Source organism: Microbacterium sp. BH-3-3-3, assembly GCF_007679045.1.
Taxonomy (GTDB): Bacteria; Actinomycetota; Actinomycetes; order Actinomycetales; family Microbacteriaceae; genus Microbacterium; species Microbacterium algihabitans.
In genome coordinates, this window is the sequence record NZ_VEFS01000001.1 from 318,379 (window position 1) to 341,865 (window position 23,487).

General features: G+C 69.9%; 22 protein-coding genes. 9 read left to right on the forward strand and 13 right to left on the reverse strand.

Annotation, left to right across the window (positions count from 1 at the left end; translation table 11 throughout):
- The first annotated feature begins 58 nt into the window (after positions 1-58).
- Positions 59-1,723 (forward strand): Mur ligase family protein, encoded by a 1,665-nt coding sequence (locus tag FS769_RS01555; protein ID WP_144828490.1) that lies wholly within the window; start codon positions 59-61, stop codon positions 1,721-1,723.
- A gap of 881 nt (positions 1,724-2,604) precedes the next feature.
- Here the strand turns inward: FS769_RS01555 and dxr are convergent.
- Positions 2,605-3,687, reverse strand: a complete 1,083-nt coding sequence (dxr, locus tag FS769_RS01560; RefSeq protein ID WP_144828493.1) for a 1-deoxy-D-xylulose-5-phosphate reductoisomerase — start codon at positions 3,685-3,687, stop codon at positions 2,605-2,607.
- 56 nt (positions 3,688-3,743) lie between these two features.
- Positions 3,744-4,706: an FKBP-type peptidyl-prolyl cis-trans isomerase gene (locus FS769_RS01565; protein WP_144828496.1), complete on the reverse strand. Its 963-nt coding sequence runs from the start codon at positions 4,704-4,706 to the stop codon at positions 3,744-3,746.
- A gap of 172 nt (positions 4,707-4,878) precedes the next feature.
- On the opposite strand from FS769_RS01565, the gene FS769_RS01570 reads away from it, so the two are divergent.
- The 4 genes from FS769_RS01570 (at position 4,879) to dhaM (ending at position 8,041) form a co-directional block, all read left to right on the forward strand.
- Entirely contained in the window at positions 4,879-5,580 is a 702-nt protein-coding gene (locus FS769_RS01570; RefSeq protein ID WP_230704530.1) for a 1-acyl-sn-glycerol-3-phosphate acyltransferase, read from the forward strand.
- Between the two features lie 102 nt (positions 5,581-5,682).
- Positions 5,683-6,678 carry a dihydroxyacetone kinase subunit DhaK gene (gene dhaK, locus FS769_RS01575; protein ID WP_144828502.1) on the forward strand — a complete coding sequence of 332 codons (996 nt, stop codon included), beginning with the start codon at positions 5,683-5,685 and terminating at the stop codon, positions 6,676-6,678.
- On the forward strand, positions 6,675-7,310 hold the full coding sequence (dhaL, locus tag FS769_RS01580; RefSeq protein WP_144828505.1) for a dihydroxyacetone kinase subunit DhaL: 636 nt from the start codon (positions 6,675-6,677) through the stop codon (positions 7,308-7,310). The genes dhaK and dhaL overlap by 4 nt, the downstream gene beginning before the upstream one ends.
- Entirely contained in the window at positions 7,307-8,041 is a 735-nt protein-coding gene (dhaM, locus tag FS769_RS01585; RefSeq protein WP_144828508.1) for a dihydroxyacetone kinase phosphoryl donor subunit DhaM, read from the forward strand. Before dhaL ends, dhaM begins: the two co-directional genes overlap by 4 nt.
- 33 nt (positions 8,042-8,074) lie before the next feature.
- On the opposite strand, the gene FS769_RS01590 is transcribed toward dhaM, so the two are convergent.
- Positions 8,075-9,040, reverse strand: coding sequence for a sugar-binding transcriptional regulator (locus FS769_RS01590; RefSeq protein ID WP_144828511.1), 966 nt, complete (start codon positions 9,038-9,040; stop codon positions 8,075-8,077).
- A gap of 112 nt (positions 9,041-9,152) precedes the next feature.
- On the opposite strand from FS769_RS01590, the gene FS769_RS01595 reads away from it, so the two are divergent.
- From FS769_RS01595 to glpK, 3 genes are all read left to right on the forward strand, one after another.
- The gene (locus FS769_RS01595) at positions 9,153-10,871 is read left to right on the forward strand and encodes a glycerol-3-phosphate dehydrogenase/oxidase (RefSeq protein ID WP_144828514.1); all 1,719 of its coding nucleotides are present in this window, start codon (positions 9,153-9,155) and stop codon (positions 10,869-10,871) included.
- Positions 10,872-10,991: 120 nt separating this feature from the next.
- Positions 10,992-11,747, forward strand: a complete 756-nt coding sequence (locus FS769_RS01600) for an MIP/aquaporin family protein (protein ID WP_144828517.1) — start codon at positions 10,992-10,994, stop codon at positions 11,745-11,747.
- A gap of 85 nt (positions 11,748-11,832) precedes the next feature.
- Positions 11,833-13,344: a glycerol kinase GlpK gene (gene glpK, locus FS769_RS01605; RefSeq protein WP_144828520.1), complete on the forward strand. Its 1,512-nt coding sequence runs from the start codon at positions 11,833-11,835 to the stop codon at positions 13,342-13,344.
- A gap of 144 nt (positions 13,345-13,488) precedes the next feature.
- On the opposite strand, the gene FS769_RS01610 is transcribed toward glpK, so the two are convergent.
- Both FS769_RS01610 and FS769_RS01615 read right to left on the reverse strand, forming a co-directional pair.
- Positions 13,489-13,968, reverse strand: coding sequence for a hypothetical protein (locus FS769_RS01610; protein WP_144828522.1), 480 nt, complete (start codon positions 13,966-13,968; stop codon positions 13,489-13,491).
- Between the two features lie 15 nt (positions 13,969-13,983).
- Positions 13,984-14,454: an OsmC family protein gene (locus FS769_RS01615; protein ID WP_144828525.1), complete on the reverse strand. Its 471-nt coding sequence runs from the start codon at positions 14,452-14,454 to the stop codon at positions 13,984-13,986.
- A gap of 135 nt (positions 14,455-14,589) precedes the next feature.
- Here FS769_RS01615 and FS769_RS01620 point away from each other — a divergent pair, with 135 nt between their 5' ends.
- Positions 14,590-15,573: an asparaginase gene (locus tag FS769_RS01620; RefSeq protein ID WP_144828528.1), complete on the forward strand. Its 984-nt coding sequence runs from the start codon at positions 14,590-14,592 to the stop codon at positions 15,571-15,573.
- A gap of 97 nt (positions 15,574-15,670) precedes the next feature.
- Here the strand turns inward: FS769_RS01620 and FS769_RS01625 are convergent, their stop codons facing one another.
- The 8 genes from FS769_RS01625 to FS769_RS01660 all read right to left on the reverse strand — a co-directional run bounded on the left by FS769_RS01625 (position 15,671) and on the right by FS769_RS01660 (position 23,476).
- The gene (locus FS769_RS01625; RefSeq protein ID WP_144828531.1) at positions 15,671-17,203 is read right to left on the reverse strand and encodes an APC family permease; all 1,533 of its coding nucleotides are present in this window, start codon (positions 17,201-17,203) and stop codon (positions 15,671-15,673) included.
- 46 nt (positions 17,204-17,249) lie between these two features.
- Positions 17,250-18,023, reverse strand: a complete 774-nt coding sequence (locus tag FS769_RS01630; protein WP_144828534.1) for a PP2C family serine/threonine-protein phosphatase — start codon at positions 18,021-18,023, stop codon at positions 17,250-17,252.
- 131 nt (positions 18,024-18,154) lie between these two features.
- Positions 18,155-19,135: an aldo/keto reductase gene (locus FS769_RS01635; protein ID WP_144828536.1), complete on the reverse strand. Its 981-nt coding sequence runs from the start codon at positions 19,133-19,135 to the stop codon at positions 18,155-18,157.
- 75 nt (positions 19,136-19,210) lie between these two features.
- Complete coding sequence (locus FS769_RS01640; RefSeq protein WP_260979667.1) at positions 19,211-19,915, reverse strand: DUF5684 domain-containing protein; 705 nt, start codon at positions 19,913-19,915, stop codon at positions 19,211-19,213.
- Between the two features lie 107 nt (positions 19,916-20,022).
- A complete protein-coding gene (locus FS769_RS01645; protein ID WP_144828539.1) occupies positions 20,023-20,772 on the reverse strand; it encodes a YaaA family protein in 750 nt (249 codons plus the stop codon).
- A 71-nt stretch (positions 20,773-20,843) separates the two neighbouring features.
- Positions 20,844-21,104 (reverse strand): F0F1 ATP synthase subunit epsilon, encoded by a 261-nt coding sequence (locus FS769_RS01650; RefSeq protein ID WP_056227136.1) that lies wholly within the window; start codon positions 21,102-21,104, stop codon positions 20,844-20,846.
- 1 nt (position 21,105) lies between these two features.
- A complete protein-coding gene (atpD, locus tag FS769_RS01655; protein WP_144828542.1) occupies positions 21,106-22,554 on the reverse strand; it encodes a F0F1 ATP synthase subunit beta in 1,449 nt (482 codons plus the stop codon).
- Positions 22,555-22,576: 22 nt separating this feature from the next.
- Positions 22,577-23,476 (reverse strand): F0F1 ATP synthase subunit gamma, encoded by a 900-nt coding sequence (locus FS769_RS01660; RefSeq protein ID WP_144828545.1) that lies wholly within the window; start codon positions 23,474-23,476, stop codon positions 22,577-22,579.
- Positions 23,477-23,487 lie beyond the last annotated feature (11 nt).

The window sequence follows — 23,487 nt, forward strand, 5'->3', positions numbered from 1 at the left end:
ACCGCCCGTGCGGCCGCGATGCGGTGTCTGTGCGACCCCGGATGAGACAATGGTGGGGATGTCCTCCGACGCCCCCTCGAACCTGCCGCCCGTCCTCCGACCGGAGCGTCCGCCCCGCCGCGACCTCGCCGAGCTCGCCCGCCGCTACGGCGTGCGCACCGTGGGAGATGTCGAGGGCACGACCCTGACCGGCATCACGCTGGCCACCGCCGATCTGCGCGCGGGCGAGGCCTTCGTGGCGATCCGCGGCGTCAACCGTCACGGCGCGGAGTTCGCCGCCACCGCCGCCGAGCGCGGCGCCGTCGCGGTGATCACCGACGACGCGGGCGCCGAGATCGCCGCCCCCACGGGGCTTCCCATCGTCGTGGTCGACGACCCGCGCGCGCTGCTCGGCGACCTGTCGGCCTGGGTCTACGGCACTGGCCCCGACGACCGGCTTCCTCAACTGTTGGCGACCACCGGCACCAACGGTAAGACGAGCGTCTCGCACCTGCTCGAGGGCATCCTCGGCCAGCTCGGCGTCGTGACCGGACTGTCGTCGACCGCCGAGCGTCACATCGCGGGTGAGGTCATCGTTTCTCGACTGACCACGCCCGAGGCCTCGGAGTTCCACGCCCTGCTCGCCCTCATGCGCGAACGAGGCGTCGAAGCCGTCGCCGTCGAGGTCAGCGCGCAGGCCCTCACCCGGCACCGCGTCGACGGCCTCGTCTTCGACCTCGCGGGCTTCACCAACCTCACGCACGACCACCTCGACGACTACGCCGACATGCGCGAGTACTTCGAGGCGAAGCTCCCCCTCTTCCGCCCCGATCGCGCGCACCGCGGCGTGGTGTGCCTCGACTCCGCCTCGGGCGCCGAGATCGCCGCGCGGGCCGAGATCCCCGTCGTGACCATCGCGACCCCCGCCATCGCCGAAGACGCCGCCTCCGCGGCATCCGCCGACTGGACCGTCGAGATCGTGGACGAACGACAGGAGGGCACCGAGTTCACCCTCAGCGACGGCAAGGGTCGCGCGTTGACCACCGTCGTGCCCGTGATCGGCCGACACATGGCCGCCAACGCGGGCCTCGCGATCGTCATGCTGCTCGAGGTCGGCTACACCTGGGAGCACGTGTTCAGCACCCTCGACGGCGAGCGCATCGACGCGTCGTTGCCGGGTCGCACGCAGCTCATCTCGGGCCCCGAGGGTCCCGCGGTCTACGTCGACTTCGGTCACTCCCCCGACGCCTTCGAGAAGACGCTCGCCGCCGTGCGCCGCGTCACGCCCGGCCGCGTCGTCATGCTCTTCGGCGCCGACGGCGACCGCGACGCCACGAAGCGCCACGACATGGGGCGCACCGCGGTCGAGGGCAGCGACATCCTCATCGTGACCGATCACCACCCGCGTCACGAGAATCCCGACACGATCCGCGAGGTGCTCGTCGAGGGCGCTCGTCGTGCGCGTCCGGATGCCGAGATCCATGAGTTCACCCCGCCCGAGCGCGCGATCCTCGAGGCCGTGAAACTCGTCGGCGAGGGCGACGCGATCCTCTGGGCCGGCCCCGGGCACCAGGACTACCGCGACATCCGCGGAGTGCGCACGCCCTACTCGGCGCGCGAGCTGTCCCGCCGTGCCCTGCGGGCCGCAGGGTGGGCTGTGCCCGACCCCCAGTGGCCCGTGCCGTACCCGGCCGACAGCACGCCGTCGTCCGACCCCGAGCGCCCGGTCGACTTCCCCGCCTGAGAACGCGAGGGCCGCGCCCCTTCGCACGCGAGGTCGCTGAGCCCGTCGAAGGCCCCGGGGCCGACGCACGCCCGAACGCAAGGTGGCTGAGCCTGTCGAAGGCACCGGGGCTGCGCACGCGCTAACGCAAGGTGGCTGAGCCTGTCGAAGCCACCGGGGCCTGCGCACGCGCGAACGCGAGGTGGCTGAGCCCGTCGAAGCCACCGGGGCCGACGCGCGCGCGAACGCAAGGTGGCTGAGCCTGTCGAAGCCACCGTGGCCGGCGCACGCCCGAACGCGAGGTGGCTGAGCCTGTCGAAGCCACCGGAGCAAACGCACGCCCGAACGCAAGGTGGCTGAGCCCGTCGAAGCCACCGGAGCAAACGCACGCCCGAACGCAAGGTGGCTGAGCCTGTCGAAGCCACCGGGGCCAACGCACGCCCGGCCCCTTCGACAAGCTCAGGGACCTCCCGAACGCGAAGGTCCAACGCACGCGCGAACGCAAGGTGGCTGAGCCTGTCGAAGCCACCGGGGCCAACGCACGCCCGGCCCCTTCGACAAGCTCAGGGACCTCCCGAACGCGAAGGTCCAACGCACGCGCGAACGCAAGGTGGCTGAGCCTGTCGAAGCCACCGGGGCCAACGCACGCCCGGTCCCTTCGACAAGCTCAGGGACCTCACGAACGCGAAGGTCCAACGCACGCGCGAACGCAAGGTGGCTGAGCCTGTCGAAGCCACCGGGACCCATGTAAGCCCGGTCCCTTCGACAAGCTCAGGGACCTCCCGAACACGAGGGTCCAGCGCACGCCCGGTCCCTTCGACAAGTTCAGGGACCTCCCGAACGCGAGGGTCCAACGCACGCCCGGTCCCTTCGACAAGCTCAGAGACCTCCTACCCCCGGGGTCAGCGCGCGGCGATGATCTCGTCGGCGGTGCGGCGCGCCCAGGTCTCGGCCTCGGCGAGCGACGCGCGCGTGAGCTGCGCCGGGGCCTCGTGGCGGTCGACGACGCGCTCGATGAGCTCGACGATGTCGAGGAAGCCGAGGCGCCCCTCGTGGAACGCGTCGACGGCCTGCTCGTTCGCGGCGTTGAACACGGCCGGGTAGGTCGCCCCCGCGCGTCCGACGCGCTTGGCGAGCGCGACCGAGCCGAAGGCCTCCTCGTCGAGCGGCTCGAAGGTCCACTGCGAGGCGCGGGTCCAGTCCAGGGGCACTCCGACGCCGCCGACGCGGTGCGGCCAGTCGAGGCCGAGCGAGATGGGCAGGCGCATGTCGGGCGGCGATGCCTGCGCGATCGTCGAGCCGTCGACGAACTCGACCATCGAGTGCACGATCGACTGCGGGTGCACGGTGACGTCGATGCGGTCGTAGTCGACGTCGAACAGCAGATGCGCCTCGATCACCTCGAGGCCCTTGTTGACGAGGGTCGCGGAGTTCGTCGTGACGACGCGGCCCATGTCCCACGTCGGGTGGGCGAGCGCCTCGGCGGGGGTGACGTCGACGAGCTGATCGCGCGAGCGTCCACGGAAGGGGCCTCCGGATGCCGTGAGCACGAGCCGGCGCACCTCCGACGCCTCGCCCGAGCGCAACGCCTGCGCGATGGCTGAGTGCTCGGAGTCGACGGGGACGATCTGTCCCGGGGCAGCGAGCGCGGTGACGAGGTCGCCGCCGACGATCAACGACTCCTTGTTGGCGAGGGCGAGAGTGCGCCCTTCTTCGAGCGCGGCGATGGTGGGGCCGAGCCCGACCGAGCCGGTGATCCCGTTGAGCACCACGTCGGCCTTGACGTCGCGGACCAGCTGCTCGGCCTCGACCGCGCCGAGGGCGAGGTGCTCGACGCCGAACTCGCGCGCCTGCGCCTCGACGCCGGCACGGTCGCTGCCGGCGGCGAGGCCCACGACCTCGAAGCGTTCGGGGTTGGCCCGGATGACGTCGAGCGCCTGCGTGCCGATCGAACCGGTGGACCCGAGGATGAGGACGCGGCGCATCCCGTCAGCCTACCGAGCCGGTGCCCGTCGGGTGCCGGGCGCCGGACGCGGCCTGCTTATCCGGCGGCGGTCGCGTGCTGGACGCCGAGGATGTCGACGACGAAGACGAGCGTCGAGTTCGCGGGGATCTCGCCCTGCGCCTGATCGCCGTAGCCCGAAGCGGGCGGGATCACGACGACGACCTGCGAGCCGACGGTCTGTCCCTCGAGCGCCTGGCGGAAGCCGTCGACCACCTGGTTGGTGACGAACTGGGCGGGCTCGCCGCGCTGCCAGCTCGAGTCGAACACGGTGCCGCCGTCGTACAGCGCACCGGTGTACTGCACGATGACCTGGTCGCCGGGGTTGACGACGTCGCCGGTGCCCTGGCGGAGGTTCTCGATGCGCACGTCGGTGGGGGCCGGAGCGTCGGGCATGGTGATGGTGGGGGCGCCCGAGTCGTCGAAGGTGACGGTGGGCATGCCGTCGACGGGGGCGACCTCGGCACCGTCGGCGCGGGTGGGCAACTCCGAGATCGCGTCGGCGACCAGCACGAAGGCGGGCGAGCCCTCGCCGAGCGTTCCGGCGGGGAACGACGAGACCGTGCGCGCGCCGATGTTCTCGCACTCGAGGGCGGCTCCGAAGATCTGCTGCGAGTTGATCAAGGTGTCCATGCCGGCGGGCGCGGTGTCGAGCGACTGCAGCTGCACCTGGCCGGAAGCCGCGTCGATGAGCGTGTAGTTCGCCTTCAGGACGTCGCCGGCCTTGACCTGCTGGCCGGAGCCCTCGACGAGGGTCGTGCGCTGCAGCTCGGTGGGGGCGTACCCCGAGGGGAGGGTCACGTTCACCTTGCCCTGGAAGTCGCCGGAGACGACGAGGCCGTCGGGCGCAGGAGCGTCCGTCAGAGCGCTCTGGCACTGGCCGGCGTCGGCGGAGGCCGTGGCATTCGGAGTCTCCGCGGCGTCGGGCGAGCCGGCGCACCCGGCCAGCAGCAACGCCGCAGCGGCGGCGACGGACAGGGAAGCGATCGGGCGGAAGCGCACAGGTGACCTCTCGAAGAAGACGGGGAAGCTCCATCCTCGCGTATCCGGCTTTGGCGGGGCTGAGAGAGCGCAGCCGATCACCCCCATGCACACGCGGGCATGCTGCGGCGAGTAGCCTCGTCGAGTGAGTTCCGACGTGCCCGCCGAGACCCCCGCCGCACCGCCGCAGCAGATGGGCGCGGCCTACGGCCTGGGGCGGTTCTTCATCGCCCCCCTTGCCCGCGCCGTCTATCGGCCCCGCATCGAGGGGCGCGAGAACGTCCCCCGCACGGGACCGGTGATCTTCGCGAGCAACCACCTGTCGTTCATCGACTCGATCGCCATTCCCGTGGCCGCTCCCCGCCCGGTGCACTTCATGGCGAAGTCGGCGTACTTCGAGAAGTGGGCCTCGCGGCAGTTCTTCACCGCCATCGGGGCGATCCCTGTCGAGCGCGGCGCCGGCCAGAAGGCGCTCGACGCCCTCGATCAGCAGCGTGCGTTCCTCGATGACGGGCGCGCCGTGGCGCTCTACCCCGAGGGCACGCGCTCGCTCGATGGCCGCCTCTACAAGGGCCGCACCGGCGTCGCCTTCCTCGCCCTGCAGACGGGAGCCCCGGTCGTGCCGGTCGGGCTGATCGGCACCGACAAGGCCATGCCCGTGGGGGCGAAGTTCCCGAGCACCTCCGAGCGCATCACGGTGCGCTTCGGCAAGCCGCTCGATCTCTCACCGCACGGCCCCGCCACCTCGGGGCGCGCGCGCCGCGGCGCCACCGACGAGATCATGGCGGCCATCCACGCCCTCAGCGGGCAGGAACTCGCGAACGCGTACAACGAGGCCCCCGCGCAGAACCCTCTCGAGCGCATCAAGCAGGTGCTCCCGCACGAGCGTCTCTGACGAACCCGCTCCTCTCGCGCACCGACCCTTGACGTGAAGCCGCGCGGCGACCAGGGTCGTGACTGACGGCCCGAACCGTCGACGCCACAACGAGGAGGCAGCGTGAAGAAGTTCGTCAACGACCCCGCGAACGTGCTGGCAGAGGCCCTGCGCGGCATCGAGGCAGCGCACCCGGATCTGCGGGTGGATGCCGAGAATCGGGTCATCCTGCGGGCCGAACCGACCCGCGCCGGCAAGGTCGCCCTCGTTTCGGGCGGAGGCTCCGGCCACGAGCCGATGCACGGCGGGTTCGTCGGTCGCGGCATGCTCGACGCCGCCGCCGCCGGAGAGGTGTTCACCTCCCCCACTCCCGACCAGGTGCTCGCGGCGACGCAGGCCGTCGACTCGGGTGCGGGCGTGCTCCATATCGTGAAGAACTACACCGGCGACGTGCTGAACTTCGAGATGGCCGCCGAACTCGCCGCCGGTGAGGGCGTGCAGGTCGAATCCGTCGTCGTGGCCGACGACGTCGCGGTCACCGACTCCACCTGGACCGCGGGTCGCCGCGGCACCGGCACCACCGTCATCCTCGAGAAGGTCGTCGGAGCCCTCGCCGAAGAGGGCGCCGACCTCGCCGCCGTCGCCGCCCTCGCGCGCCGCGTGTCCGAGGCCGGTCGGTCGATGGGCGTCGCGCTCACCAGCTGCACGGTCCCCGCCGCGGGGCGGCCCACCTTCGAACTGCCCGACGACGAGATGGAGGTCGGCGTCGGCATCCACGGCGAGCCCGGCCGTTCGCGGGTGAAGTTGGCATCCGCTCACGAGATCGCGAAGCTCATGGTCGATCCGATCGTGCACGACTTCGGCGAGGCCGTGGGCCCGGCGATCGTTCTGCTGTCGGGTCTGGGCGGCACCCCGCTCATCGAGCAGTACCTGCTCTACGGCGAGATCGCCCCGCTGCTGGCCGAGGCGGGCGTCGACGTGCAGCGCGTGCTGATCGGCGACTACATCACGAGCCTCGACATGGCGGGCGCCTCGCTCACCGTGGTGAAGGCCGACGACGAGATGATCCGCCTGTGGGACGCGCCGGTCGTCACCCCCGGCCTGCGGTGGGGCGCATGAGCGACGCCGTCTCGACCGACGACCTCGTCGCGTGGATCCGCGCGTTCCGCGACGCCGTGCACGCGCACAAAGACGAGCTGACGCAGCTCGACTCCGAGATCGGCGACGCCGACCACGGCTCGAACATGGCGCGCGGTCTCGACGCGGTCGTCGCCAAGCTCGACCCCGTGCCGGCCACCGCGTCCGACCTGTTCAAGACGGTCGGGATGACGCTCGTCTCGTCGGTGGGCGGGGCGAGCGGGCCCCTCTACGGCACGCTCTTCCTGCGCATGGGTCCGCCCCTCGCGGGTGACGGAGAGGCGGATGCCGCCGCGCTCGGCGCCGCACTGCGCGCGGGCGTCGAGGGCGTCGTCGCCCGCGGCAAGGCCGAGCTCGGCGACAAGACCATGATCGACGCCCTCTCCCCCGCGCTCGACGCGTGGGACGCCGCCGTCGCCGACGGACCGGCCGCCGCCGCGCGCGCCGCCGCCGACGCCGCAGCGCGCGGGCGCGACGCCACCGAACCGCTCGTGGCGCGCAAGGGCCGCGCGAGCTACCTCGGCGAGCGCAGCGCCGGACACATCGACCCGGGCGCGACCTCGGCGACCCTGCTGCTCGAGGCATTGCGCGACACACTGGCGGGCGCGGAGTGATCGGCATCGTCGCGGTCTCGCACTCGCGCGCGCTCGCGGAGGCCGCCGTGCATCTGGCCCTGCAGATGGGCGGGGATCAGCCGCCCGCGGTGCGCGTGGCCGCGGGCGGGCCCGACGACGATCTGGGCACGGATGCCGTGGCGATCGCCGCGGCCATCGACGAGGCCGACTCCGGAGACGGGGTGCTCGTGCTGATGGACCTCGGCTCGGCGATCCTCAGCGCCGAGACGGCGGTGGAGTTCGTCACGGCGCCGGAGCGGGTTCGGCTGAGTCCCGCGCCGTTCGTGGAGGGCCTCGTCGCCGCAGTGGTCACGGCCGCGGGTGGGGCCGATCTCGCCGCGGTGGCGGCGGAGTGCGCCACCGCGGGCGAGGCGAAGCGCCGTCAGCTCGGCGACGGGGCGTCGACGGTTCCGGATGCCGCGCCCCCGGCATCCGCCGATGACACCGCCGGCGACTCGCTGTCGTTCGAGGCGGTCGTGTCGAACCCCTCGGGGCTGCACGCCCGGCCGGCCGCGACGTTCGTCAAAGCCGCGTCGCGCTTCGGCGCGGAGGTGCGCATCGCCGACCTCGACACGGGGAGCGCCGAGGTGTCGGGGCACAGCCTGCTCGCGCTCATGGCCCTCGGGGTGCGTCAGGGTTCGCGCGTGCGCGTCAGCGCCTCCGGGCCGCAGGCGCGGCAGGCGCTCGACGAGCTGCGGGCGCTGATCGACGACGGCTTCGGCGAGCGCTGATCCGGGCGTTCCGGCTCCTCGGACGCCCGCGGGTCAGCGGGTGACGGCGAGGAGTCGGCGCGCGAGGGACTCCTCGACGACGAGCTCGGTGATCAGTCCCGCGGCGAGCGCCCCGCGCAGCCCGTCGAGCTTCGACAGGCTCGACACGACGCAGAAGCGTCGCGGGATGCGCCGCACCGTGTCGAGGTCGGGTCCGCTGGAGCGCGCGTTCAACTCGGGGATGTCGCTCGACCCGTCGGCGCGGTAGAACACCGTCGCGCAGTCGCCGACCACGCCTTCGCGCTCGATGACCGCGCGGTCGCGCTCGTCGAAGTAGTCGCCGCTGTAGACGTGCGAGGGGACGTCGGCGTGGGGCGAGCCGAGTCCGAACACGAACAGACCGACGCGCTGCTGGATCTCGAGCACCGAGCGCACCGACCGTTCGCGCCACATGGCCTGCTTCGTGCGGGGATCGTCGAAGAGGGCCGGCACCGGGAATTGGTGCACCGACGACGACCACGCCGCACCGAACTTCGACAGGATCTCGCCCGCGTAGGGGATGCCGGAGGTGCGCACGTTGGCGGCGCCGTTCATCTGCACGATGTGCGTGTCGTGCACGTCTTTCTGCGGCACGTGGCGCGCCATCGCCGACAGGGTCGAGCCCCACGCGACGCCGACCGTCATCGACGATTCCACCCGCTCGGCGAGGATGCGCGCTGCCGTCAGAGCGGTTCGCTCCAGGCGCTCGGCCTCGGAGGTGCGCGCGGGCGTGGGCACGATGTGCGCCGTGATGCCGAACCGGTCGGCGATGCGCTGCGCCATCTGTCCGCGCGCGTCGTCGGGCGGGCTGATCGAAATGGTCACCAGGCCCACGTCGCGCGCGTGCTGCAGCAACCGCGACACCGAGGAACGCGACACCCGCATCTCGTGCGCGATGGCGTCCATCGTGAGGTCTTGCATGTAGTAGAGCTGCGCCGCGCGCAGCGCGTCGCGGGAGCGCTCTTCGGCCTGTGTGGTCATGGTCTTCTCACCCGCATGAACACCATTGTGCACGTTTGTTCAAGGGGCTTGCAACAACGTGCAGACGAGCGCAATGTGGTCGACGTACCAACTACGAAAGGTCGCAGTCGACATGTCGTCCCCTACTTCTTCGCTCCGCGCCGACGTCCAGGCGCTCCGTGACGCCGAAGACCTCGACGTCCTGATCATCGGTGGGGGCATCAACGGCCTCGCCACCCTCCGCGACCTCGCGCTCCAGGGCGTCAGCGTCGCCCTCGTGGAGCGCGGCGACTTCGTGTCGGGCGCCTCCTCGGCCTCCAGCCACATGGTGCACGGCGGCATCCGCTACCTCGAGAACGGCGAGTTCCGTCTCGTGAAAGAGGCGGTCACCGAGCGCAACGACCTGCTCAAGACGGCCCCGCACTACGTCAAGCCGCTCGAGACGACCATCCCGATCTACAAGACGTTCTCGGGCATCCTCTCGGCGCCCTTCCGCCTGCTCGTCACACACGGCCGCGGCAAGCCCAACGAGCGCGGCGCCCTGCTGATCAAGGTCGGCCTGATCATGTACGACACCTTCTCGCGCGACGGTGGCTCGGTTCCCCGCCACACGTTCCTCGGCAAGAAGAAGTCGCTGCAGGCCCTCCCGCAGCTCAACCACGACCTGCGCTACACCGCGACCTACTTCGACGCGTCGATGCACGACCCTGAGCGCATCGCCCTCGACGTGCTGCGCGACGGCATCGAGGCCGGCGGCGGCCGTACTCAGGCCGTCAACTACGTCTCGGCCGTCGGCGCCGACGCGAACGGCGTCCGCGTGCGCGACGAGGTCTCCGGCGAGGAATTCAGCGTGAAAGCGAAGGTCGTGCTCAACACGGCCGGGCCCTGGACCGACCTGGCCAACTCCGCGATGGGCCTCGACACGAAGTTCATGGGCGGCACCAAGGGCTCGCACATCGTGCTCGACAACCCCGAGCTGCTGGCCGCCACCGGCGGGCGCGAGATCTTCTTCGAGCACTCCGACGGCCGTATCGTGCTCATCTACCCGCTCAAGGACCGCGTCCTCGTCGGCACCACCGACATCGACGCCGACCCCTCGAAGCCCGTGGTGTGCACCGACGACGAGATCGAGTACTTCTTCGACCTCATCGGACACGTCTTCCCGAAGGTGGGCGTCGACCGCTCGCAGATCGTCTACACGTTCAGCGGCATCCGCCCCCTCCCCCGCCACGACGACACCGCGCCCGGCTTCGTCTCGCGCGACTACCGCATCGTCGAGGACGAGGTCGCCGGCGTCCCCGCGATGAGCCTGGTCGGCGGCAAGTGGACCACCTTCCGCGCCCTCGCCGAGCACCTCAGCATGAAGACGCTGCAGAAGCTGCGTCGCCCGCACCGTGTGAGCACCCAGGGTCTCGCGATCGGCGGCGGCGCCGGCTTCCCCGCCACGCCCGAGCAGCGACGCCGCTGGGTGTCCGCACGCACGAATGCGCACTCCGGCGAGATCGTCGAGGCCATGCTCGAGCGCTACGGCACGCGCGCCGACGCCATCCTCGCCGCCCTCCCCACGGAGCCGACGCCCGTCCCCGACGCGCCCGGCTACTACCGCGAGGAGCTCGCCTGGATCGCCGCGAACGAGCAGGTCGTGCACCTCATCGACGTGCTGCTGCGCCGTACGCACCTCGCCTTCGTCGGCGGCATGACCGAGCGGACCCTCCGCGAGGTCGCCGAGGCCGTCGCCGAGCCGCTCGGGTGGGACTCCGCCCGCGTCGACGACGAGGTCGCCCGCTCGACGGAGATCCTGCGCTCCGCGCACCGCGTGGATCTGGCACAGGCCGGGGTCGCTCGAATCTGAGAGAACGTGCGGGCGCGCCGACTATTGCGCGCCCGCACGTGACCCATAGGTTCGGATCACCGAGCCGCATCACGCTCGAGCCGATGGAGGCCGAGCAGTAGGAGAAAGGTCGATGACGACATGCAAGATGTGAACCTGGGGCTGTACTTCCTCTCGGAGGTGGTCGGAACCGCGATGCTCATCCTCTTGGGCTGTGGTGTGGTGGCCAACGTGGCCCTCGCCAAGACCAAGGGCAACGGCGGCGGAACCCTGATGGTCAACTGGGGCTGGGGCCTGGCGGTGTTCGCCGGTGTCATCGTCTCCGCGTACTCCGGAGCACAGCTGAACCCCGCCGTGTCGATCGGTCTGCTGGTGGCCGGCAAGATCGGCATCGCGCAGTTCTTCGTGGCCGTGGCCGCGCAGATGGTCGGTGCCATCATCGGTGCCGTACTCGCCTGGGCCTCGTACAAGCAGCACTTCGACGACGAGCCCGACCCCGCCGCCAAGCTGGGCGTGTTCTCGACGGGCCCCGCGATCCGTTCGTACGGCTTCAACTTCCTCACCGAGGTCATCGCCACCTTCGTGCTGGTCTTCGTGATCTTCGGCTTCGGCGACTACGGCGTGGCCGACATCGGCGTCCCGGGCGGGATCGGCGGCCTCGCGGCCGTGCCCGTCGCCCTGCTCGTGGTCGGTATCGGTGCGAGCCTCGGTGGCCCCACCGGCTACGCGATCAACCCGGCCCGTGACCTCGGCCCGCGTATCGCCCACGCCATCCTCCCGATCAAGGGCAAGGGCTCCAGCGACTGGGGCTACGCCTGGGTCCCGGTCGCCGGCCCCCTCGTCGGTGGTCTGCTCGCGGGTCTGCTGGCCCCCGTGCTGCTCGGCCTCGGCAAGTAATACCTCCGCGGGGGCGTCACCCGGCGCCCCCGCCTCCCTTCTCCACCTCTTCACCTCTCACTGATTCAGACAAAGGAGTCCATCCATGGCTGACTACGTCCTCGCCATCGACCAGGGCACGACCTCGACGCGCGCGATGATCTTCGACAAGTCCGGGAGCGTCGTCTCCGTCGGGCAGAAGGAGCACGAGCAGATCTTCCCGCGCGCGGGATGGGTCGAGCACGACCCCGCCGAGATCTGGCGCAACACCCAGGAGGTGATCGGCCTGGCCCTCAGCCGCGCCGACATCACCCGTCACGACATCGCCGCCGTCGGCATCACCAACCAGCGCGAGACCGCGGTGGTCTGGGACAAGAACACCGGTAAGCCCGCGTACAACGCCATCGTCTGGCAGGACACGCGCACGCAGTCGATCGTCGACCGTCTCGCCGATGGCGACCCCGAGCGTTACAAGAGCATCGTCGGCCTGCCGCTGGCGACCTACTTCTCGGGCACCAAGATCGTGTGGATCCTCGAAAACGTCGAGGGAGCCCGCGAGAAGGCCGAGGCCGGCGACCTCATCTTCGGCACCACCGACTCCTGGGTGCTGTGGAACCTCACCGGCGGCATCGACGGTGGCGTGCACGCCACCGACGTCACCAACGCCAGCCGCACGCTGTTCATGGACCTCGAGACCCTCGAGTGGCGCGACGACATCCTCGCCGACTTCGGTGTTCCGCGCTCGATGATGCCCGAGATCCGCTCCTCCTCCGAGGTGTACGGCACGGTCGAGTCGTCGTCGCTGCTGCGCGAGACGCCGATCGCCGGCATCCTGGGCGACCAGCAGGCCGCGACCTTCGGCCAGGCCGCCTTCGATCCGGGCGAGAGCAAGAACACCTACGGCACGGGCAACTTCCTCATCTTCCAGACGGGCGAAGAGATCGTCCACTCGAAGAACGGTCTGCTCACCACCCTCGGCTACAAGCTCGGCGACCAGCCCGCCCGGTACGCGCTCGAGGGCTCGATCGCGGTGACCGGTTCGCTGATCCAGTGGCTGCGCGACCAGCTCGGCATCATCTCCTCGGCCCCCGAGGTCGAGGCGCTGGCCAGCTCGGTCGACGACAACGGCGGCGTGTACTTCGTGCCGGCGTTCTCGGGCCTGTTCGCCCCGTACTGGCGTCCCGACGCCCGCGGCGCGATCGTCGGCATGACCCGCTACGTCAACAAGGGCCACATCGCGCGCGCTGCGCTCGAAGCGACGGCCTTCCAGACGCGCGAGGTGCTCGACGCCGTCAACGCCGACTCCGGTGTCGACCTGGCCGAGCTCAAGGTCGACGGCGGCATGACCGCCAACGACGCGCTGATGCAGTTCCAGGCCGACATCCTGGGCGTGCCGGTCGTGCGTCCGGTCGTCGCCGAGACCACCGCCCTGGGCGCCGCGTACGCCGCGGGCCTCGCGGTCGGCTTCTGGGACAACCTCGACGACCTGCGTGCCAACTGGCAGGAAGACAAGCGCTGGGAGCCGAACATGGACGGCGTCGAGCGCGACCGCGAGCTGCGCCTGTGGAAGAAGGCCGTCACCAAGTCGATGGACTGGGTCGACGACGACGTGCAGTAAGCACCACCGAACGATACGGAACCCCGTCGGCATCGCGCCGGCGGGGTTCCGTCGTTCTTCGTGGGGGGCTGAGCCCGTCGAAGAGGGTCCCTGAGCCTGTCGAAGGGGGTCCCTGAGCCTGTCGAAGGGCCGGATGCCGCGCCCTCAGCGCTGCGGCTTGGGGAACGCCGCACGCACGGGATCCGACTGCAGGTAGTCCGAGACGCCGATGAGCAGGATCGCGAAGAGGATCTGCTCGGTCACGACCCAGAAGGGATACAGCCCCGGGATCGCGGCGAGCACGAGGGCGACGATCGGGAAGATGCGACTGAACAGCTGCAGGCGCCGGAACGCCCAGTACCACCCGGCATGAGCGCGCCAGAGGAAGTAGAACAGCGTCGTCGTGATCGCCAGCACCACCAGGCACCGCATCCACACCGCGAAGCCGACGTCGTCGCCGTTCAGCGTCATCACCAGCGCGATGACGACGGTCGCGACGCCGAGCACGAATCCCGCGGCCAGCAGCAGCGTGATGGCTCGGAACGCACGGCGCACCTTCGGGTCGTCCGAGACGTCGACGCGGTGGTCGGCCTGCCGCCCGCCGGCCAGGCGGTCGAGTCGGCGCAGGGTCGGTTCGAGCTGCATCCGCTCACTCTACGATCAGCCGACGGTGACCTCGGGCTCGTGGTGCACCGGGAAGTTGACGGAGTTGGCGATGAAGCACCACTCCCGCGCCTGCTTGTGTGCGGCGAGAGCCGCCTCGACCATCGACTCGTCGGCGACGCGCACGCGCGGGCGCAGCGTCACCTCGGTGAAGGCTCCCCCGCTGTTGCCGTCCTCCTGCAGGGTCCCCGAGGCGTCGTCCTCGTACCCGGTCACGACGACCCCCGTGGTCACGCACGCGTGCAGGTACGACAGCAGGTGGCATTCGCTGAGGGCGCCCAGCAGCAGCTCCTCGGGGTTCCACTTGGCGGGGTCGCCGCGGAAGGGTTTGTCGGCGGATGCCGCGATGGCGGGCTTGCCGTCGACCTCGAGGGTCACGGCGCGGTCGTACTCGCGGTACCCGCTCGTGCCGGTGCCCCGGTCGCCGGTCCAGGTCGAGCGCAGGCGGTAGTGGTGCTCTCCGTTCATGCCTCCAGTCTGCCCCTCTCCGTCGCGTGCGTCGCCGGAATCCGTCCCTTCGAGAGGACCGGAGGCGACGGATCCCTGCGACTCGCACCGGCGTCCACCCGGGGGCGGAGCGACCCTGCGCGATACGATGAAGGGATGCCCGCCACGCCCCCCGCCTCCGTCGAACTCGCCGTCGTCGATCGCAACGGATTCGTCGAATCACGCCACTTCGGCGTCGCCGTCGTGCTCGCTCCCGACGGCACCGAGAAGATCACCCTCGGCGATGCGTCGGCGCCGTTCCTCCCGCGATCGAGCATGAAGCCCCTGCAGGCGCTGGCGTGCCTGTCGGCCGGAGCCGATCTCGCCGACGAGCGGCTCGCGATCTCGATGGCGAGCCACTGCGGCACCGACCGCCACGCCGAGCTCGCCCGCGACATCCTGCAGTCGGCCGGTCTCACCGAAGACGACCTCGGCTGCCCCGCGGCGTGGCCCACCGACACCGCCTCGCGCGACGAGCTCGTGCGCGATCACGGCGCCCCCTCCCCCCTGCGCATGAACTGCTCGGGTAAGCACGCCGCGATGCTGCTCACGTGCGTCGCCAACGGCTGGTCGACGACCGACTACCTCGACCCGCAGCACCCGCTGCAGGTGCACATCCGCGAGGTGCTCGAGCGTCTCGTGGGCGAGCGCATGACGACCACCGCGATCGACGGCTGCGGCGCCCCCGTCTACGCGATGAGCATGGTCGGCCTCGCCCGGGCGATCCAGCGCATCGCGACCTCGTCGGAGCGCTCGCCCTTCGCCCTGCACCGCAGCGCCGGCGCTCTCGTGCGCGCGGTCAAGGAGCACCCGTGGACCATCGACGGTCCGGGCCGCCCCGACACGATCGTCATCGAGCGCCTCGGGGTGTTCTCGAAGATGGGCGCCGAAGGCGTGCAGGTCATGACCGCGCCCGACGGCACGACCGTCGCGTTGAAGATGTTCGACGGCTCCAACCGCGCCGCGCACGCCGTGGCGCTCCGCCTCCTCGAGCGCGCCGGTTCTCTCACCCCCGAGGCGGTCTCCGACACCCTCGCGCTGCTGCCCCTGACGGTGTCGGGCGGCGGAGGCGTGGTCGGCTCGATCCGCGCCGTCGTCTGAGCCCTGCCGCACCGCGCTTCGCGGCACGACCGCGAACACACGCACGGCCACCGCACGGCATCCGCCCGCCCTTTTCGAGAGCGGATGCCGTCACGCCTCAGATTCCGCCGTCGACCGACCGCGGGTAGGCGATCGGCTCGTCGGGCACGAGCACCTCGGTCTCGCGATTGAGGCTCTCGCCGCGGAAGAAGGGCTTCGACCCGGGGAACGCGAACCACACGAGCATGAGCACCACGCCGATCGCGAGGGCGCCGATGCCCACGACGAACGTGCCGCCGATTCCGAGCAGCACGGTGTTGCCGTACTCGGGGTCGTACATGTCGATCGCCGACTGGATGAACGCGTAGGTCAGCATGAGCGCACCCAGCAGCGGCAGGATGCCGCGGTAGAACAGGCTCTTCGCCGACGAGAACAGCTCGCGGCGGTAGTACCAGACGCACGCGTACCCGGTCATGGCGTAGTAGAACGCGATCGCGAGCCCGAGCGACAGGATCGAGTCCTGCAGGATGTTGTCACTGATGAGCGTCATGCCGATGTAGTACAGGCTCGCCACGATGCCCATGACGAGCGTCGAGAACGACGGCGTCTTGTACTGCGGGTGCACCGTCTTGAACCGCTCGGGCAGCGCCTTGTACGCCGCCATCGCGAGGGTGCCGCGCGCGGTGGGGAGGATCGTGGTCTGCGTCGACGAGACGGCCGAGATGAGCACGGCGACGATCAGCAGCCACCCGAACGGGCCGAAGAGGCCGTCCTTGAGGGCGAGAAAGACGTCGTCGGCGTTATCGGGGTTGGCCAGGCCCGCCCCGTCCTCGCCGACCCCGGCGTACATCATCGCGGCGACGGTGACGGTGACGTAGGTGCCGAGCAGGATCACCGTCGTCAGGAGGGCCGCCCGACCGGGGATGCGCTTGGGGTCTTTGGTCTCTTCGTTCAGCGCCAGGCACGTGTCCCAGCCCCAGTAGATGAACAGCGCGAGCAGCACGGCCTCGGTGAAGCCGCTCCAATCGGTGAACCCGAGCGGGTTGAACCAGGCCAGGTCGAAGGGGGTGGGGTTCGGAGCCGTGCCGTCGAAGAACTTCCACAGCGCCAGCACCACGAACAGGGCGAGCACGAGGTACTGCACCGCGAGCAGCACGTTCTGCAGCTTTTCGCCGATCTCGACGCCGCGGTAGCTGACGTAGGTCATCGCCGCGATGAAGGCGACTCCGGTGGCGGTCACCAGCGGCACGTTCTCGGCGAGCGAGCCGTCGCCGATCAGCGACCAGAGGTAGATGCCGGCGATCTGCGAGAGGTTGGCGAGCACGACCATGCCGGCCACGGCGACACCCCAGCCGCCCATCCAGCCGACCCACGGACCGAACGCCTTGGTCCCCCACGTGAACGTGGTGCCGCAGTCGGGGATCTCGTTGTTCAGCTCGCGATAGGCGAAGGCGATGAACAACATCGGCACGAAGGCGACGACGAAGGCGATCGGCGCTTGAGCGCCCACGGCCAGCACGACGAATCCGAGGGTGGCGACGAGCGAATACACGGGGGCGGTGGATGCCAGACCGATCACGGTCGAGCCCCATAGGCCCAGGGTGCCGGTGGCCAGGCCCTTGCCGGCCGTCCGTTCGGGTGCGGAGGTCATATGCCGAACGTAGAATCCGCGGCCAGCCGCGGTCAAGAGCGGATTCTCAGGAAGAGCGGCGCGCGACGTCGAGCACGACGATGGTGATGTTGTCGCGGCCGCCGTTCTCGAGCGCGGCGGCCATCATCGCTTCGACGGCCGCGGCGGGGTCGGCGTTGTTGTCGAGGAAGTGGCGGATGCCGAAGTCGGTGAGCTCTTTCGTCAGCCCGTCGGAGCAGATGACGAAGCGGTCGCCGTCGAGCACGTCGAGGCGGAGGTAGTCGGGCTTGACGCTGTCGCTCGGGCCCACCGCGCGCGTGATGACGTTGCCGTACGGGTGGTTCTCGGCCTCTTCGGGGCTCAGACGCCCGGCGGCGATCAGCTCCTGCACGACCGAGTGATCCGTCGTGACCTGCACGATCTCGCCGTCGCGGAGCAGGTACACCCGGGAGTCGCCGATGTTCAGCGTGACCCAGTGCGGCTCGTCGGTGTGCGTCTCGAGATAGAGACCGGTGAGGGTCGTGCCGGTGCCCTCGTCGGTGGTCTCGGGGTGGGCGATGATGTCTTTGACGGCGCGCGAGAGGGCCTTCTCGATGTTCTTCGTCGAGACGGTCTGATTGTCGACGACGGCGCGGAGGCGGTCGACCGTGCTGGCGCTGGCGATCTCGCCGCCGAGATGCCCGCCCATGCCGTCGGCGACGACGAACAGGGGGTACTCCGCGAGGACCGCGTCCTGATTGACTTCGCGGCGACGGCCGGTGTCGGTGCTGGCCGCCCACGACAGATCGAGCGTCGCGTCGTCGAGAGCGACGGTACGCGTGTGGGTGGTCACCTCGGGCACGAACGATCCTCCGGTTGGCCGACAGCTTCGCCGGCGGAAACGCACGGCCCTGTCATCTTAGTCGACGAGGGCACGCGAACCGCGGATACGCGGGCGCGTTGCATGACGGATGCGGCATCCACCGTCGAGGTTTACCCGGCTGCGGGGTCGGCGGGCAGGGGCAGGATCCCGTCGAGCTCGGCGATGTCGGCCGCGCTCGGGGTCCACGCGGTCGCTGCGGCGACGTTCGCGCGGACCTGCTCGGGGCTCGTCGCGCCCGCGATGACGCTCGAGACGACCGGGTGCGCGAGGAACCATCCGAACGTGGCCTCGAGCATGCTGATCTCGCGCGCGTCGCAGAACGCCTGGTATCGCTCGAGCGCGTCCCACGGGGCGTCGCGCCACAGGTGCGGGCGCTGACGCATGATGCGACTGCCCTCGGGTCCGCCCTCGCGCGTGAACTTTCCGGTCAGCAGACCGTTGTGCAGGGGGAAGAAGGGGAAGAACCCGAGCCCCCATCGCTCGGCGGCCGGGAGCACCTCGCGCTCCGCCGCGCGCGCCAGCAGGCTGTACTGGTTCTGCGCCGAGACGAAGCGCACTCCGGATGCCGCGTACTCGGCCTCGGCGATCTGCCATCCCGCGAAGTTCGAGTGACCGACGTAGCGCACCTTCCCCTCGCGGACGAGATCCGCCAGGGCGTCGAGCGTCTCGTCGACGGGCGTGGAGGGATCGGGCGTGTGCAGCTGGTACAGGTCGATCCAGTCTGTGCGCAGCCGCCGCAGGGAGTCCTCCACCGCCCGGCGGACGTGCGTGCGCGAGCCCTTCGCGCCGCCGCGGACGGGCGGGGCGAAGTCCGCGTGGCCGAACTTCGTCGCGAGGACGACCTCGTCACGGCGCCCCTCGAGCGCCTCCCCCATCAACGTCTCCGACAACCCGAACTCGCGGCCGTACATGTCGGCCGTGTCGAGGAAGGTGACTCCCGCCTCGATCGCCGCGTCGAGCACCGCGCGCGTTCCGTCGAGCGTTTCGGTGGCGGTTCCCGCTCGCCCGAAATTGTTGCACCCGAGTCCGATCGCCGACACGCGGAGTCCGGAGCGGCCGACGGGACGGAGAGGCAGGTCTGCGGGGGTCATCCCTCCACGCTAGCGGCGGGAACGGCGAAGGGCTCCCCGCGAGTGCGAGGAGCCCTTCGTGAACCAGTCCGTGTGTCAGACCACGGGTCCGGCCGGCGGCGGCGGGGGCGTGGTGCCCGTCGCCGGCGGCGGCGGAGTCGTGCCGGTGGCCGGCGGGTTGTACGACTGCGGGGCCGGGGGCGGGGGCGTGCTGCCGTAACCGGGAGCGCCGTAGCCGGAGCCGCCGACACCCGGGCCGCCGTTGCCGGAAACCTGCTGGGAGGGCTGCACGGGGATGCCGTTCCACACCGTCTTGTCGGCGAGGAAGGAGTTGGCCCACGGGGCGGGGCGAATGGCGGGGTTCCACGGGTTGTTGCCGAACGCGAGGATCGCGAGGAAGATCCACTGCCCCAGGGGGCCGAGGATGAACAGCAACAGGATCGGCCACTCCCGACCGAACTTCGCGTTGACGCGGTACGACACCATGATCAGCGCGACCACGATCGCGATGCCGGCCAGGAAGTTGAGGATCGGAACCGCGGTCGCCACGACCAGGGCCAGGATGACCCACGGCGAGAGGTCGCCCAGCTTGGCGAAGACCATGTAGTTGTAGATCGGGACCCAGGCGCGCCACTTGCCCTGGACGCCGGCCTTGTCGAAGATGCGCATCAGAAGGAATGCGCTGATGACGTACCCGGCGATGGAGAACAAGAAGATGAACAGGTAGACGATGCCGACCAAAGCGGCTTCGGCTCCGCTCGTCGTCCCGTAGTCGCTGTAGGCGAGATAAGAAGTGTTCACGAGGTTCCTCTCGTACGGAGTCGTGCGCGTCGCGCGACACCGGCGGGGCTCTCCCGCGACTCACATGGTAGCGAAGCTGTGACTTTCCTGACAGGGGTCGGGCGATGTCATAAAATCAGCGCGATCTCTCCGGCATCCGCGTCCTGCAGCGCCCACCCTGCCGCTCGAGCCCACTTCCGGAACTCCGCCAGACTCTCGATCCGGGGCCGCGTCAGCGCCAGGGACCGCACGAGGTCGCCCTTCGCGTGCTTGTTGAAGTGGTTTAGCGCTCGCACGGCGCCACCCTCGCCGGGGGTGACCACGCGCACGTACACCGAGGAGACCCCGGTCGGCACTGGCCCGAGGGCGGCATAGGCCTCCGACCGCAGGTCGAGCACGAAGCCGGGCCGCAGCTCTGCGAGGGCGTCGGTCACCGCATGCGCCCATACCCGCCGCAGCGCGGGGAGCCCCGGGATCGACGTTCCGGCGGCCAGTCGATACGCCGGGATCCCATCGAGCGCACCCACCGGACCGAACGGCGCCGAGTGGATCATGATGTGCTCCCCCAGCCACGCGCGGGCGTCGGCGTCAAGGCCGGCGGCATCCAGGGCGTCGAAGAGCACGCCCGTGTACCGATCGATCGCCGGCATGGTCGCGGCGGTCCGCAGCGCTGCGTTGTCGGCGATCTCGTGCCGACGCTTCTCGCTGAGCTTCAGCACGCGCGCGGCGAGGTCCTCGTCGGCCGCCAGGGCCACGAGCGCGTCGACCACCGCGTCGCGAGGCTCGCGCAGCAGGGTCAGCGCCAGCCCCTCGAGGTCGAGAGGCGGGCCCTCACCGCCGGGGCGCTTCGTCTCGGACGGGGGAAGCAGGACGAGCATGGGTACTCCGGAGAAACAGCGACGCGCGCCGCCCGGAGAACCGGGCGACGCGCGTCAGCGATGAAGCGGCGTCAGGAGACGAGAGCGGCGTTTCCGGCGACGATGGTGAGTTCGTCGTCGGCCATCGACAGGAAGCCGTCCTCGGCGTTGGCCAGGATCTTCGTGCCGTCGGTGCGGGTGATGCGCACCTCGCCCTGGGCGAGGATCGCCAGCACCGGCTCATGCCCCTGCATGAAGCCGATCTCACCCTCGACGGTCTTGGCGACGACCAGCGTCGCCTCCCCCGTCCACACCTCGGCGTCTGCCGACACCAGGCTCACGCGCAACGACATGTCAGCCGTTCTCCTTCTGGATCTGCGCCCACTTGGCCTCGACGTCGTTGATACCGCCGACGTTGAAGAACGCCTGCTCGGCGACGTGGTCGAAGTCGCCCTTGACGATCGCGTCGAACGACTCGATGGTCTCCTTGATCGGGACGGTGGAGCCCTCGACGCCGGTGAACTTCTTGGCCATGTAGGTGTTCTGCGAGAGGAACTGCTGGATGCGACGTGCGCGCGACACGACGATCTTGTCCTCTTCCGAGAGCTCGTCGACACCGAGGATCGCGATGATCTCCTGCAGTTCCTTGTTCTTCTGCAGGATCTGCTTCACGTCGGTGGCGACGCGGTAGTGGTCGGCACCGATGTAACGCGGGTCGAGGATGCGGCTCGTCGAGGTCAGCGGGTCGATGGCCGGGTACAGACCCTTCGACGCGATCTCACGCGAGAGCTCGGTGGTGGCGTCGAGGTGCGCGAACGTGGTCGCGGGGGCCGGGTCGGTGTAGTCGTCGGCGGGCACGTAGATCGCCTGCAGCGAGGTGATCGAGTGGCCACGCGTCGAGGTGATGCGCTCCTGGAGCACACCCATCTCGTCGGCGAGGTTCGGCTGGTAACCCACGGCGGAGGGCATGCGGCCGAGCAGCGTCGAGACCTCGGAACCGGCCTGCGTGAAGCGGAAGATGTTGTCGATGAACAACAGCACGTCCTGCTTCTGCACGTCGCGGAAGTACTCCGCCATCGTCAGGGCCGAGAGGGCCACGCGCAGACGCGTTCCCGGCGGCTCGTCCATCTGGCCGAACACGAGGGCTGTCTTGTCGAAGACACCCGCCTCTTCCATCTCGCCGATGAGGTCGTTGCCCTCACGGGTGCGCTCGCCGACACCGGCGAACACCGACACACCACCGTGGTCCTGCGCGACGCGCTGGATCATCTCCTGGATGAGGACGGTCTTTCCGACACCGGCGCCACCGAACAGACCGATCTTTCCACCCTGCACGTAGGGGGTCAGGAGGTCGATCGACTTGATGCCGGTCTCGAACATCTCGGTCTTCGACTCGAGCTGGTCGAAGCTCGGCGCCTTGCGGTGGATGCCCCAGCGCTCGGTGACCTCGATCGTCTCGCCGGGGGCGCCGTTGAGCACCTCGCCGGTCACGTCGAAGACCTTGCCCTTGGTGACGTCGCCGACGGGCACCGAGATGGGGCCGCCGGTGTCGCGCACTTCCTGACCGCGGACCATGCCGTCGGTGGGCTTGAGCGAGATGGCGCGGACGAGGTCGTCACCGAGGTGCTGTGCGACCTCGAGGGTGATCTCGGTCGACTGGTCACCGATGGTGATCGTGGTCTTCAGCGCGTTGTAGATCTCGGGGATCGCGTCATGCGGGAACTCGATGTCGACGACCGGGCCGGTGACGCGCGCGACGCGTCCGACGACGGCCGCGTCGGTCTTCTCGGCGGTGAGGCTCATGGCTTCTTCTCTCCTTGGGAACTTACTTGCCGGATGCCAGGGCATCGGCGCCGCCGACGATCTCGGCGATCTGCTGCGTGATCTCCGCCTGACGCGCGTTGTTGCGCAGGCGGGTGTAGTCGGTGATGAGCTTGTCGGCGTTGTCGCTGGCCGACTTCATCGCCTTCTGCGTCGCGGCGTGCTTGGCCGCCGACGACTGCAGGAGGGCGTTGAAGATACGGCTCTGCACGTACACCGGCAGGAGCGCATCGAGCACGGTCTCGGCATCCGGCTCGAACTCGTAGAGCGGGTAGACCTCGGCCTGAGCCGGAGCCTCGTCCGCCTCGAGGACCTCGAGCGGGAGCAGGCGCACCGATTCGGGCGACTGCGTCATCATGCTCACGAAGCGGTTGTACACGAGGTGGATCTCGTCGACACCGTCGTTGTCGCCGCCGGCGCGGTAGGCCTTCAGCACGGCATCCGAGATCTCCTCCGCCGTCGAGAACTGCGGCGTGTCGGTGTCGCCGACCCACTGCTCGATGCTCGGCATGCGACGGAACTGGAAGTACCCGACGGCCTTGCGACCGACCAGGTAGAAGACGACCTCTTTGCCCTGCGACCGCAGCAGCTCGGCCAGCTCGAGAGCCTCACGGAGGATCTGCGAGTTGAACGCGCCGGCGAGGCCGCGATCGGAGGTGAAGACCACGAGGGCCGAACGGCGGATGTTCTCGCGCTCGGTCGTCAGCGGGTGATCGACCGAGGAGTGCGTGGCCACCGCGGAGACGGCGCTCGTGACGGCTCGCGCGAAGGGAGATGCCGCACGCACACGCGCCATCGCCTTCTGGATGCGCGACGCCGCGATGAGCTCCATCGCCTTCGTGATCTTCTTGGTCGTCTGAGCAGAAGAGATCTTCTGCTTGTAGACCCGCAGTTGTGCGCCCATGATTTACGTCC

Excerpts from the sequence above, each read along its gene's own strand:
- FS769_RS01555 (WP_144828490.1), top strand. The coding sequence starts at position 59 with ATGTCCTCCGACGCCCCCTCGAACCTGCCGCCCGTCCTCCGACCGGAG.
- dxr (WP_144828493.1), bottom strand. The coding sequence starts at position 3,687 with ATGCGCCGCGTCCTCATCCTCGGGTCCACCGGTTCGATCGGCACGCAG.
- FS769_RS01570 (WP_230704530.1), top strand. The coding sequence starts at position 4,879 with ATGGGCGCGGCCTACGGCCTGGGGCGGTTCTTCATCGCCCCCCTTGCC.
- dhaL (WP_144828505.1), top strand. The coding sequence starts at position 6,675 with ATGAGCGACGCCGTCTCGACCGACGACCTCGTCGCGTGGATCCGCGCG.
- FS769_RS01590 (WP_144828511.1), bottom strand. The coding sequence starts at position 9,040 with ATGACCACACAGGCCGAAGAGCGCTCCCGCGACGCGCTGCGCGCGGCG.
- FS769_RS01595 (WP_144828514.1), top strand. The coding sequence starts at position 9,153 with ATGTCGTCCCCTACTTCTTCGCTCCGCGCCGACGTCCAGGCGCTCCGT.
- FS769_RS01600 (WP_144828517.1), top strand. The coding sequence starts at position 10,992 with ATGCAAGATGTGAACCTGGGGCTGTACTTCCTCTCGGAGGTGGTCGGA.
- glpK (WP_144828520.1), top strand. The coding sequence starts at position 11,833 with ATGGCTGACTACGTCCTCGCCATCGACCAGGGCACGACCTCGACGCGC.
- FS769_RS01610 (WP_144828522.1), bottom strand. The coding sequence starts at position 13,968 with ATGCAGCTCGAACCGACCCTGCGCCGACTCGACCGCCTGGCCGGCGGG.
- FS769_RS01615 (WP_144828525.1), bottom strand. The coding sequence starts at position 14,454 with ATGAACGGAGAGCACCACTACCGCCTGCGCTCGACCTGGACCGGCGAC.
- FS769_RS01620 (WP_144828528.1), top strand. The coding sequence starts at position 14,590 with ATGCCCGCCACGCCCCCCGCCTCCGTCGAACTCGCCGTCGTCGATCGC.
- FS769_RS01625 (WP_144828531.1), bottom strand. The coding sequence starts at position 17,203 with ATGACCTCCGCACCCGAACGGACGGCCGGCAAGGGCCTGGCCACCGGC.
- FS769_RS01635 (WP_144828536.1), bottom strand. The coding sequence starts at position 19,135 with ATGACCCCCGCAGACCTGCCTCTCCGTCCCGTCGGCCGCTCCGGACTC.
- FS769_RS01645 (WP_144828539.1), bottom strand. The coding sequence starts at position 20,772 with ATGCTCGTCCTGCTTCCCCCGTCCGAGACGAAGCGCCCCGGCGGTGAG.
- FS769_RS01650 (WP_056227136.1), bottom strand. The coding sequence starts at position 21,104 with ATGTCGTTGCGCGTGAGCCTGGTGTCGGCAGACGCCGAGGTGTGGACG.
- atpD (WP_144828542.1), bottom strand. The coding sequence starts at position 22,554 with ATGAGCCTCACCGCCGAGAAGACCGACGCGGCCGTCGTCGGACGCGTC.
- FS769_RS01660 (WP_144828545.1), bottom strand. The coding sequence starts at position 23,476 with ATGGGCGCACAACTGCGGGTCTACAAGCAGAAGATCTCTTCTGCTCAG.